Origin of the sequence: Streptomyces sp. NPDC020422 (genome assembly GCF_044386705.1) — a bacterium.
In the GTDB taxonomy this organism is placed as follows: domain Bacteria; phylum Actinomycetota; class Actinomycetes; order Streptomycetales; family Streptomycetaceae; genus Streptomyces.
The window spans coordinates 766704-778401 of the sequence record NZ_JBIRVJ010000002.1 but is presented as its reverse complement, the minus strand read 5'-3'; the positions used below and the strand labels follow the sequence as shown (position 1 = coordinate 778401).

Here is an 11698-nt window from a genome sequence, read left to right as displayed (position 1 = left end):
CGGATGTGGAAGCCCAGTAATGGGTGGAGCTGACCGGTACTAATAGGCCGAGGGCTTGTCCTCAGTTGCTCGCGTCCACTGTGTTAGTTCTGAAGTAACGAACTCGCCCCCTGAGGGGTGCGGCTTGAGTTCAACTTCATAGTGTTTCGGTGGTCATAGCGTTAGGGAAACGCCCGGTTACATTCCGAACCCGGAAGCTAAGCCTTTCAGCGCCGATGGTACTGCAGGGGGGACCCTGTGGGAGAGTAGGACGCCGCCGAACAATCATTGTGGGAAAGCCCCGCACCTCTGGTGCGGGGCTTTTCTGCGTTTACAGGCTTTTACGTGGGCGTTTGTGTGGTCCCTGGCCCCTTCGGGGCGCAGGGTTCCACTGGGGCCGACCATGAATCAGAGGCGGCCGGCCGCCTTCAGGGCCAGGTAGGCGTCCGCGAGGGCGGGGGCCAGGTTGTCCGGGGTCGCGTCCACGACGGTGACGCCGTGGCGCTGGAGCTGTTCCGCGGTGCGGAGACGCTGGGCCTGGGACTGGGTGGCGGCCGCGGCCTCGTAGACGCCGTCGATGGTGCCTCGCTTGGCTGCCATCTCGGCGACACGGGGGTCGGCGACGGAGGCCACCAGGACCGTGTGGCGCTGGGTGAGCTGCGGCAGGACGGGGAGGAGGCCCTCTTCGACCGGGGCCGCGTCCAGACCGGTGAGCAGGACGATCAGGGACCGGCGAGGAGCCCGGGCGAGGGCGGTGGCCGCGAGGCCGCGGGCGTCGGTCTCCACGAGTTCGGCTTCGAGGGGTGCCAGGGCGTCGACCACGGCGGGCAGTACGTCGCTCGCCGAGCGGCCCTGGACCTGGGCGCGGAGCCGCCGGTCGTAGGCGAGGAGGTCCACGCGGTCGCCGGCGCGGGAGGCCAGGGCGGTCAGGAGGAGCGCGGCGTCCATCGAGGCGTCGAGGCGTGGGACGTTGCCCACGCGGCCGGCCGAGGTGCGGCCGGTGTCGAGGACGACGAGGATGTGCCGGTCGCGCTCGGGACGCCAGGTGCGGACGGCGACCGTGGTCCGGCGTGCCGTGGCCCGCCAGTCGATGGAGCGGGTGTCGTCGCCGGGGACGTACTCGCGCAGGCTGTCGAACTCGGTTCCCTCGCCGCGCGTCAGGACGCTGGTGCGGCCGTCGAGTTCGCGGAGGCGTGCCAGGCGTGAGGGCAGGTGCTTGCGGCTGGCGAACGGCGGGAGCACGCGGAGCGTCCAGGGGACCTCGTGGTTGCCCTGGCGGGCGGCGAGGCCGAGGGGGCCGTACGAGCGGATGGTGACGCGCTCGGCGCGGTGGTCGCCGCGGCGGCTGGGGCGCAGGGTGGTGGAGAGCCGGCGGCGCTCGCCGGCGGGGATCGTCAGCTGCTGCCGTGCGGGGGTCTGGGTGCTGCTCGGGGGCCAGGCGTCGCGGACCCGGGCGCGCAGACGGCGGCGGGACCGGTTGGTGACCGTGAGCTGGACGTCCGCACCGTCACCCAGTCGAACGCTTGTATCACCACTTCGGGTGAACTGGAGCGTTCTCACTGGCGCGGCCAAGGCGTAGTCGCACAGAATTGCGAGGGAGAGGGGCGCGTTCACCGCGAGCATCCCCGTCCAACTGGGGGCGAGGATGCCCACGGGCAGCGATCCGAGGGCGGCGAGCAGCGCGGTTCGTCCGGTGAGGGCCATGGGGCGCCGTTCTCAGCGGGGTACGGGGACGTGGGCGAGGATCGAGTTGATGACGGAGTCGGAGGTGACTCCCTCCATCTCGGCCTCGGGCCGCAGTTGGATGCGATGACGGAGGGTCGGCAGGGCCAGGGCCTTCACATCGTCCGGGGTGACGTAGTCCCGGCCGGTGAGCCAGGCCCAGGCGCGGGCCGTGGAAAGCAGGGCGGTGGCTCCTCGGGGGGAGACGCCGAGGGCGAGCGAGGGGGATTCACGCGTGGCACGGCAGATATCGACGACGTAGCCGGCGATCTCGGGGGAGACCGCCACCTTGGCCACGGCCTCCCGGGCGGCCTCCAGTTCGGCGGGGCCGGCGACCGGGCGTACACCGGCGGCCTTCAGGTCGCGGGGGTCGAAGCCCTGGGCGTGCCGGGTCAGGACGTTGATCTCGTCCTCGCGTGAGGGCAGAGGGACCGTCAGCTTGAGCAGGAACCGGTCGAGTTGGGCCTCGGGCAGCGGATAGGTGCCCTCGTACTCGACGGGGTTCTGGGTCGCGGCGACCAGGAACGGCTCGGGCAGCGGGCGGGGTGCGCCGTCCACGGTGACCTGACGCTCCTCCATGGCCTCCAGGAGCGAGGACTGGGTCTTCGGAGGAGTGCGGTTGATCTCGTCGGCGAGCAGCAGGTTGGTGAAGACCGGACCGGGCTGGAAGGAGAACTCGGCGGTCCTGGCGTCGTAGACGAGGGAGCCGGTGATGTCGGCCGGCATCAGGTCGGGGGTGAACTGGACGCGCTTGGTGTCGAGTTCGAGGGCGGAGGCGAGCGCGCGGACCAGGAGGGTCTTCGCGACGCCGGGGACGCCTTCGAGGAGGACGTGTCCGCGGCAGAGCAGGGCGACGACGAGACCGGTGACGGCGGGGTCCTGGCCGACCACGGCCTTTCCGATCTCGGTGCGCAGGGCCTCCAGGGAGGCGCGGGCGCTGTCCGAGGTCGTGGGGGTCTCGGGGGTCGGGGCGCTCATGAGGTGCGTACCTCTCTTTCGAGGGCGTCGAGTTGGTCTGCCAGGCGGATGAGGGCGGCGTCGTCGGTGGGAGCCGCGCCGAAGAGGAGGTCCCGGGGGTCGCCGGAGGTTCCGGGGAGCCGGGCGGAGAGTGCGGGGAGGAGGAGCTCGGCCGAGTGGGCGTCCCGGGTGGGGACGCCCAGGAGCGGGGCGAGGCGGGTGCGGGTCGCGGTGCGCAGGACGGTGGCGGTGCGGTCGCGGGCGTCGGCCTTGCGGTAGAGGCGGGCGCGACCCTCCGTGGCCTCGGAGGCGCGCACGGCGACCGGGAGCCGCTCGGTCACGAGGGGGCCCAGGCGGCGGCCGCGCCAGATGGCGGCGAGCAGGGCGGCGACGGCGAGTTGGAGGGTGCCCCACAGCCAGCCGGAGGGGATCAGGTCGAGGAAGGCGCCGCCGGTGTCCTCGGAGTCGGGGTCGGCCGTGGTGTCGGCGAGCGAGGGGAGGTACCAGACGAGATGGGGCCGGGAGCCGAGGAGCTGCAGCGCGAGGGAGGCGTTGCCCTGGTGGGCGAGGCGCTTGTTGTAGAGGAGTTCGGGGGAGCCGAGCAGCACGGTGTCGGCGGTGCCCTCGCCGGGGATGCGGACCAGGGTCGGCAGGCCGTCGGAGTAGTAGCAGCTGTCAGCCGTGGTGTGGTCGGTGACGTAGCGCTCGCCGCCGAGGTCGACGCTGCCGGCGCGGGTGGCGGCGGTCAGGGTGCAGGAGGGCTGCAGGGTCGACACCGGGCTGGTGGTGCCGGTGGTGATGCCCGTGGTGAGGGTGCCGAGGGAGGGGAGGCCCGCGCCGAGCAGGACGGTGCGGCCGGCCGAGCGGTCCATCGAGGCGTACAGGGTGGCCTGCTGGTCGTCGGTGAGCAGGTCCGGCGTGGTGACGAGGAGGGTGGTGTCCGCGCCGGTGGCGGCGGTGGCCCCGGCGAGCGTGGTGGTCACGTCGACGGTGACGCCCTGGGCCTTGAGGAGTTCGGCGACGGCGCGGCTGCCGTACGCGTCGGCGGAGCGCGGGTCGAGGCGCCCGTGGTGGTCGGACGAGCGCATCGTGGCCAGGACGATGCCGCCGATCAGGATCAGGACGAGGAGCAGCAGGGCGCCGCGCGCGCGGGTCCAGATCTGGCGGGCGGTCAGCGAGGTCGAGGTGGCGCTGGCGGTCGGCCGGCTCATCGCGGGGCCTCCGTGAAGGCGGTGGCCGTGGCCGGCGGTTCGAGGGTCGGCTTGGTCCGCTCCAGCGCGGTGTCGAGTTCCTCGATGCGCCGGTACGAGGCCTCGTCCGCGGTGCGGCCGCCGTATGTGACGTCGTCGAAGGCGCGGGCGGCGGAGCGCAGTCCTTCGGCGTGGGCGGGCAGCGCCCGGCCGGCCTCCGCGGCCGCCTCGTCTGCGGTGCGGCCGGGGCGGGGGTCGAGCAGGGCGCGCTCCTCGAGGGAGCGGACGATGGCCCGCATGCGTTCCTGGACGGCCGGGTTCCACTGGGTCGCGGCGGCGTGCCGGGCGGCGGCCGCGCGGTGCTCGGCGGCGGTGCGGGGGCCGTCCGCGAAGAGGGAGTCGCCGCTGGTGGCGGGCGCCCGGCGGGGGGTGCCCAGGCGCCACCAGAGGGCGCCGATCACGGCGAGCACGACCACGACGACGGCCACGAGGCCGACCACGCCTCCGGGGGTGACCCCGGAGGCCGCCTCGAAGAGGTCGCCGATCCACTCCCAGAAGCGGTTGAGGCCGCGCTGGAGCAGGTTGGGATCGTTCTCGTGGTACATCGGTTTGGACAGTTCCCGTTCCGCCGCCTCCTGGGCGGGGATGCGCGGGACGTCCACCGGTACGTCGCCTGCCGTGCCCCCCGTGATCGTCACGCCATCAGCCCCCGTAGCCGGCCAGACCGGCGGAGCGGGCCAGTTCGAGGTCGAGGGCTTCCCGGCGGATGCGCTGGTCGACGTAGAGGAGGACGGTGACGCCGGCGGAGATCGGGTAGGTGATCGCGCTGGTCACGACGCCGCCGATGCCCATCACGATCAGGTAGGTCCAGCTGACCTCGAAGCTGGTGGAGTCGAGGGCCTCGATGCCGTTGCCGCTGGCGATGACGGAGATCACGAAGAACGGGATCGCGATGATCAGCGTGAAGACGAAGATCATCAGCTGGGTCAGCAGCGTGATGCCGAGGATCCGCCACCAGGTGCCCTGGACGAGCTTCGCGGACCGCTTGAGGGACTTGATGACGCCCTGGCGTTCGAGCATCAGGGCGGGGGAGGCCAGGCTGAAGCGGATCATCAGCCAGACCATGGCGACGAACGCGCCCAGGCCGCCGACCGCCGCGAGGACGTCACCGCCGGTGCCGCCCAGCAGCAGGCCGGGCAGGAGGCCGACCATCATGATGGCCGCCATCATCACGGGCAGCAGCAGCGTCAGGCCCAGCAGCTGCAGCAGCCGCGGGCGGGCCTCCCGCCAGGCCGCGCCGAGGGTCACCGGACGCCCGAGGACGGCCCGGCTGATCACCACGGTCAGCAGAGCGGCGCTCACCAGGGAGGCGGCGAGCGTCACGATCAGGGCGGGGCCCATGCCGATCAGGCTGGCCTGGATGGACTCCATGCTCTGGTCGATCGCCTCGGCCGGACTGGCGTTGGGGTCGATCTCCGGCGGGGGCGGCACGACGAAGCGCTGGATCAGGATGTTGGCGAGCTCGGTGATCACCGCGACCGTGACGGACACGGTCAGCACCGTCTGCCAGTAGCGGCGCATCGTCGTCACCGCGCCGTCGAGGATCTCGCCCATGGTGAGCGGACGCAGCGGGATCACTCCGGGCTTCGCGGCCGGCGGCCTGCCCCACTGGCCGTACGGGGGCTGCCCGCCCCAGCCGGGACCCGCCTGAGCCCCCGGCGCCGGGCTGGGAGCCGGCACGGTCGGCGCCTGCCACTGGCCGGCCGGCGGCTGGTCCTTGGACCACTGCGGGGCGGAGCCGTTCCCGTCGGCGGGCGAGGCGTCCCGGGGCACGCCGGAGCCGTCCTGGCCGTCGGAGGGAGCAGATCCGGGCGAGGTCCAGCCCGGAGTGTCGTTCACGGTCGTCCACCTCGAGAATGGTCGCGGGGCCGGATCGCCGAACCGGCTCGGTCACTGCGGCCCCCCGCCGGACACGGCGGCGGGCCGGGAGCCATCGTGCCACGCGCGCTCCACCCACGGACGGGCCCTGCCCCACCTGATCCTTTCTCCCCACCGCCTCGGGTGAGGACGACGGCGCCGACCCCCTCCGCTCGCCCCGCACCGTGCCACGCCCCGCGACGCGCGCTCCCGCTCTCGGCGCGGGAGAAGAGGCATCGAATTCGGACAGCTCTCCCCATGGGCCGCTGTCGGCCCCGCGCGGTACGGTTCTGGGCGACCACGGGGGTCACGGGGCCGGCATCCACGTCTGACATCGACACCTACAGACACCGGCGGTTCACGGCGGGTCAAGACGGACGTCGCCGCAGGTCGGTGAGGTATCTCACCAGTCGCCTTGAGACTGATACGGAAATGGGATGATGTCGATATGAAGGGACGCGTTCTTGTCGTCGACGACGACACCGCACTGGCCGAGATGCTCGGGATCGTGCTGCGGGGTGAAGGTTTCGAGCCGTCGTTCGTTGCGGACGGTGACAAGGCACTCGCCGCTTTTCGGGAGGCCAAGCCGGATCTGGTGCTGCTCGATCTGATGCTGCCCGGGCGGGACGGCATCGAGGTCTGTCGGCTGATCAGGGCCGAGTCCGGGGTGCCGATCGTCATGCTCACGGCCAAGAGCGACACCGTCGACGTCGTCGTCGGGCTCGAGTCCGGTGCGGACGACTACATCGTCAAGCCGTTCAAGCCGAAGGAGCTCGTCGCCCGGATCCGGGCGCGGCTGCGGAGGTCGGAGGAGCCGGCGCCGGAGCAGCTCACCATCGGGGATCTGGTCATCGACGTGGCCGGGCACTCCGTCAAGCGGGACGGCCAGTCGATCGCGCTGACGCCGCTCGAGTTCGACCTGCTCGTGGCGCTGGCGCGCAAGCCGTGGCAGGTGTTCACGCGCGAGGTGCTGCTCGAGCAGGTGTGGGGATACCGGCACGCGGCCGACACCCGCCTGGTGAACGTGCATGTGCAGCGACTGCGGTCGAAGGTCGAGAAGGACCCCGAGCGTCCCGAGATCGTCGTGACCGTTCGCGGCGTCGGGTACAAGGCGGGGCCGAGCTGACATGAGCGCAGGCAGTACTGCTCCGAAGCCCGGGGATCCGGGAGTCCGTACGGGGCGGGCTGCCGGACCGGGGCGGGGGGGCTCGCGTTTCGGCCGTCTGCTCCAGGACGGGGCGCCGGGCGGGCCCGTGTTCCGGCTCGTCGCGCGCTGGGTGCGCCGCCCCCTGCTGCCCGCCGTACGGCTGTGGCGGCGGAACCTCCAGGTGCGCGTGGTCGCGGGCACCCTGCTGATGTCGCTCGGTGTCGTGCTGCTGCTCGGCCTCGTCGTCATCGGCCAGGTGCGCAACGGGCTGCTCGACGCCAAGGAGAAGGCGGCGCAGAGCCAGGCCGCCGGTGGGTTCTCGGCCGCCCAGGACAAGGCGGCGACCACGCCGTCCGCGCCCGGTGGACAGGACGGCGGCCGGGCCGGGTCCTCCGTGAACTGGCGCTCGACGCTCGTCGAGCAGCTGGCCAGTGGCGGCCAGAGCGCGTTCAACGTGGTCGCGCTGTCCCTGGAGACCGGGAACACGGCGAGCCGTGGCGCCCGCGCCTCCGGCGAGGTCGACCCGACCACCAGCATCCCCGCCGAGCTGCGGCACAGCGTCGCGCAGGGCACCAGCACCTTCCAGCAGCCCGCGCGGATCCACTACACCAGCGGCAAGGCGTCCGAGCCCGGCCTGGTGATCGGCAAGCGGCTCAACGACGCCGACGGCACGCCGTACGAGCTCTACTACCTCTTTCCGCTGACGCAGGAGGAGGACTCCCTCGCGCTGGTGAAGACGACGCTGGCCACCGCCGGGCTCTTCGTCGTCGTCCTGCTCGGGGCCATCGCCTGGTTCGTGGTGCGGCAGGTGGTCACCCCCGTGCGGATGGCCGCCGCCGTCGCCGAGCGGCTGTCGGCCGGCGGGCTCCAGGAGCGGATGAAGGTCACCGGCGAGGACGACATCGCGCGCCTCGGCGAGGCCTTCAACAAGATGGCGCAGAACCTGCAGCTGAAGATCCAGCAGTTGGAGGACCTGTCGCGGATGCAGCGGCGGTTCGTCTCCGACGTCTCGCACGAGCTGCGGACCCCGCTGACCACCGTGCGGATGGCGGCCGACGTCATCCACGAGGCCCGGGTGGACTTCGATCCGGTGACCGCCCGGTCCGCCGAGTTGCTCGGGGACCAGCTCGACCGGTTCGAGTCCCTGCTGTCGGATCTGTTGGAGATCAGTCGGTTCGATGCCGGGGCCGCCGCGCTCGAGGCCGAGCCGATAGATCTGCGGCAGGTCGTGCGGCGGGTCATCGGCGGGGCCGAGCCGCTCGCCGAGCGCAAGGGGTGCCGGATCCTCGTCGTCGGCGACGAGCAGCCCGTGGTGGCCGAGGCGGACGCCCGCCGGGTCGAGCGGGTGCTGCGCAACCTGGTCGTGAACGCCGTCGAGCACGGCGAGGGCCGGGACGTGACCGTGAAGCTGGCCGCCGCCGGCGGGGCCGTCGCCGTCGCCGTGCGCGACTACGGAGTCGGGCTCAAGCCCGGCGAGGCGACCCGGGTGTTCAACCGTTTCTGGCGGGCCGACCCGGCCCGCGCGCGCACCACCGGCGGTACGGGCCTCGGCCTGTCGATCGCCGTCGAGGACGCGCGGCTGCACGGCGGCTGGCTCCAGGCCTGGGGCGAGCCCGGTGGCGGCTCGCAGTTCCGGCTGACCCTGCCGCGCACCGCGGACGAGCCGCTGCGCGGCTCCCCGATCCCGCTGGAGCCGGAGGACTCGCGGCGCAACCGCGAGCAGGCGACCGCCCCGGCCGCCCCCGGGCCGCGGCTGACGTCGGTGCCGCAGCAGCCGGCCGGGGAGCACCCGGCCCTGCCCGTACCGCCGCGGCTGCCGCCCGTGCCGCGGGCGACGGCCGATCCGACGGCGCTGCCGGGTAGCGGTGCCCGGGTGGTCGCGAGGCCCGCGGTGGGCGGGGACGACGGCGGCGAGACGATGGCGTCGAGGCGCGGCGAGCAGGAAGGCGGGACAGGTGGGCGCTGACCTTCGAGGGAAGCGGGAGGCCCTGGGGCGGGGACGGTCGGTGCGCGGCGTGGTGCTGCTGGCCTGCGGCTCGCTGCTGGCGGCCGGCTGCGCGAGCATGCCCGACAGCGGGGACGTACGGCCCGTGAAGGCCTCCAACCCCGGTGACTCGCAGGTGCGGGTGTACGCCGTCGCGCCCCGGGACAACGCCGATCCGGAGGAGATCGTCGACGGCTTCCTTGAGGCCATGACGAGCGACGACCCCGGTTTCGCCACGGCGCGGAAGTACCTGACGCGGCAGGCCGCCCGCACCTGGCGGCCGGAGGCGAGCATCACCGTGCTCACCAACGCGCCCGACCGCGACCAGGCCGACCGCATGGCCGACTCGGAGAACGAGGGCAAGTCGTACCCGATCTCCGGGCGGCGGATCGCCAAGGTGGACGCCCGGCACGCGTACCGGCCGGAGGTGCCCGCCGAGTTCAACGAGTCGATCCACGTGGTGCGGCAGCCCTCGGCGGACGGCAAGACCAAGGAGTGGCGCATCGACAGCCTGCCCTCGGGCCTGGTGCTCGGCGAGGCGGACTTCCTGCGCAACTACCGCTCGGTCAACAAGTACTACTTCGCCTCGGGGGAGAACTGGGTCGTCGCCGACCCCGTCTACATCCGGCAGCGGCAGGACCCGGTCACCCGGATGGATCCGGTGACGCAGACCGTCAAGGCGCTCCTGGAGGGGCCGACGGGCTGGCTGAGCCCGGCCGTAGACTCGCGCTTCCCGTCCGGCACGGAGCTGAAGAAGGGCGTCACGACGCTCACGACCGACGACCAGTCGACGCTGAAGGTCCCGCTCAACGCCAAGGCGGACCACGTCAGCGCCCTCGTGTGCAAGGGCATGGCGGCGCAGCTGCTGTTCACGCTGGGCGACCTGACCTCGGCGCGGGTCGAGCAGGTGGAGCTCCAGGGCAGCGACGGCAACCGGCTGTGCCTGCTCGGCAAGGGGCAGGCCACGGACGAGTACTCGCCGGTGCGCGACCCGGGCCGGGGCGAGAACCCGTTCTTCGTGGACGAGCACGGCCGGCTGATGATGCTGTCGGTCGCCTCGAAGCAGCTCGACAAGCCGGTCGAGGTGCCGGGCCCGTTCGGCCAGGGCACGCTGCCGCTGACGTACGTCGCGGTCGACCGCGAGGAGAACCGGGCGGCCGGGATCGTGCAGGACGGGCACCAGTTGAGGGTCGCGTCGATCACCTCCGACGAGGAGCCGGCGGCACCGATCGTGACCAGCACCGGGCCCAAGCACGCGCGGCTTTCGGCGCCGAGCTGGGACGGCCGCGGCGATCTGTGGGTCGCCGACCGCAACCCGGCGAGGCCGCGCCTGTGGATGGTGCCCGGCGGCCAGGGCGAGCCGGTCGAGGTCAGCACGCCGTGGCTCAAGGACGGCGCCCGGATCGAGTCGCTGCGGGTCTCCGCGGACGGGGTGCGGATCGCGCTGCTCGTGACGAAGAACGACCGTACGACCCTGCAGATCGGCCGCGTCGAGCGGACCCGCAGCGAGGGCCGCGAGAGCGTCTCCGTCGAGTCCCCGCAGCGGGCCGCGCCCCGTCTGGAGTCCGTCACCGCCGTGTCCTGGGCGGGTCCGAGCCGGCTGGTCGTGGTCGGTACGGAGGCCGGCGGGGTGCAGCAGGTGCGGTACGTGCAGACGGACGGTTCCACGTCGACGACGTCGGTCCTGCCGGGTCTGAACGGGGTCACGGCGGTCGCCGCCCCGCACGGCGACCAGTCGCCGGTGGTCGCGGACTCCGGCAACGACGGCATCGTGCGGCTCGTGCCGGGGGCGAACTGGCAGCCCATCGTCAAGGCGGGGCGCTCCCCGGTCTACCCCGGCTGACCGTCCGCCGCGGCGGGCCCGCCGGTTGTCCACAGGGGTGGCCGGGCGGGCGCCGCAGGAGGACAGTGGAGCCATGCGGGGGTGGTGGCGCGAGATCGCCGGGCTGGTGCTGCCGGTCGCCTGCGGAGGCTGCGGCAGACCTCGTACGGCGCTGTGCCCGCCGTGCGAGAGCGGTCTGACCGGGGCCGCTCCCCGCAGGGTGCGGCCGCTGCCCGAACCCCCGGGGCTGCCGGTCGTCCACGCCGCCGTGCCGTACGAGGGTGCCGTGCGCGCGCTGCTCCTCGCCCACAAGGAGCGCGGGGCGCTGCCGCTCGCCCGGCCGCTGGGCGCCGCGCTCGCGGGTGCCGTGGCGGCCGCCGCGGGGCCCTGGGACGCGTCCGGAGGCGGACCGCTTCTCCTCGTACCGGTGCCCTCCTCGCGGCGCTCCGTGCGTGCGCGTGGCCACGATCCGACGCGGCGGATCGCGCTGGCCGCGGCGGCGCGGCTGCGGAGCGCGGGGCGGGCGGCGCGGGTGCTGCCGGTGCTGCGGCAGTGCCGGCCGGTCGCCGACCAGGCGGGGCTCGGGGCGCGCGATCGACTGGCCAACCTCGCCGGGGCCCTGGAGGTCGCGGCGAGCGGCGCGAGGCTTCTGGACGAGGCCGCGCGGACGTCCGGACGGGTGGTCCTGGTGGACGATCTGATGACGACGGGGGCGTCGCTCGCGGAGGCGGCGAGGGCACTGGGTGCCGCTTCTCGCGGAGTGCACCGGCCGTTCATTCCCGGATTACCGGACAGCCCGAAGGAACGAGGGTCGGAAGGCCTTTTCGAACACCCGGCGGCAGCGGTAGTCGCATCCTCTCCGGCCTCGTTCGAAATAAACCGGAACTCGGGAGGAACTTGCATCGTTGCAGGTGGTGAGAGGTGAGAACACCCGAATGGAGGTAACTTCCGTCAGCGGGTGCCGACACCCGTCCGAACGA

General features: G+C 73.0%; 9 protein-coding genes and 1 rRNA gene. 5 read left to right on the top strand and 5 right to left on the bottom strand.

Translation table 11 applies throughout. The features are described 5' to 3' along the window. Positions 1-145 precede the first annotated feature (145 nt). A 5S ribosomal RNA gene (rrf, locus tag ACH414_RS07515) occupies positions 146-262 on the top strand. A gap of 125 nt (positions 263-387) precedes the next feature. Here rrf and ACH414_RS07510 read toward each other — a convergent pair. The 5 genes from ACH414_RS07510 to ACH414_RS07490 are packed head-to-tail and all read right to left on the bottom strand — an operon-like array spanning position 388 to position 5747. Further along, positions 388-1683 carry a DUF58 domain-containing protein gene (locus tag ACH414_RS07510; RefSeq protein WP_398941112.1) on the bottom strand — a complete coding sequence of 432 codons (1296 nt, stop codon included), beginning with the start codon at positions 1681-1683 and terminating at the stop codon, positions 388-390. A 12-nt stretch (positions 1684-1695) separates the two neighbouring features. Next, positions 1696-2679 (bottom strand): AAA family ATPase, encoded by a 984-nt coding sequence (locus ACH414_RS07505; protein ID WP_386564791.1) that lies wholly within the window; start codon positions 2677-2679, stop codon positions 1696-1698. Next, positions 2676-3869, bottom strand: a complete 1194-nt coding sequence (locus ACH414_RS07500; protein WP_398941109.1) for a DUF4350 domain-containing protein — start codon at positions 3867-3869, stop codon at positions 2676-2678. The genes ACH414_RS07505 and ACH414_RS07500 overlap by 4 nt, the downstream gene beginning before the upstream one ends. Beyond that, on the bottom strand, positions 3866-4546 hold the full coding sequence (locus ACH414_RS07495) for a DUF4129 domain-containing protein (RefSeq protein ID WP_382536146.1): 681 nt from the start codon (positions 4544-4546) through the stop codon (positions 3866-3868). Before ACH414_RS07495 ends, ACH414_RS07500 begins: the two co-directional genes overlap by 4 nt. 4 nt (positions 4547-4550) lie before the next feature. After that, a complete protein-coding gene (locus ACH414_RS07490) occupies positions 4551-5747 on the bottom strand; it encodes a glycerophosphoryl diester phosphodiesterase membrane domain-containing protein (RefSeq protein WP_398941107.1) in 1197 nt (398 codons plus the stop codon). 466 nt (positions 5748-6213) lie between these two features. On the opposite strand from ACH414_RS07490, the gene mtrA reads away from it, so the two are divergent. The 4 genes from mtrA (at position 6214) to ACH414_RS07470 (ending at position 11643) form a co-directional block, all read left to right on the top strand. Beyond that, on the top strand, positions 6214-6891 hold the full coding sequence (gene mtrA / locus ACH414_RS07485) for a two-component system response regulator MtrA (RefSeq protein ID WP_010356958.1): 678 nt from the start codon (positions 6214-6216) through the stop codon (positions 6889-6891). A gap of 1 nt (position 6892) precedes the next feature. Then, positions 6893-8878 carry an MtrAB system histidine kinase MtrB gene (gene mtrB, locus ACH414_RS07480; RefSeq protein WP_382536091.1) on the top strand — a complete coding sequence of 662 codons (1986 nt, stop codon included), beginning with the start codon at positions 6893-6895 and terminating at the stop codon, positions 8876-8878. Next, on the top strand, positions 8868-10739 hold the full coding sequence (locus tag ACH414_RS07475) for an LpqB family beta-propeller domain-containing protein (protein WP_382536088.1): 1872 nt from the start codon (positions 8868-8870) through the stop codon (positions 10737-10739). Before mtrB ends, ACH414_RS07475 begins: the two co-directional genes overlap by 11 nt. A 73-nt stretch (positions 10740-10812) precedes the next feature. Beyond that, positions 10813-11643: a ComF family protein gene (locus ACH414_RS07470; protein WP_386564782.1), complete on the top strand. Its 831-nt coding sequence runs from the start codon at positions 10813-10815 to the stop codon at positions 11641-11643. Positions 11644-11698 lie beyond the last annotated feature (55 nt).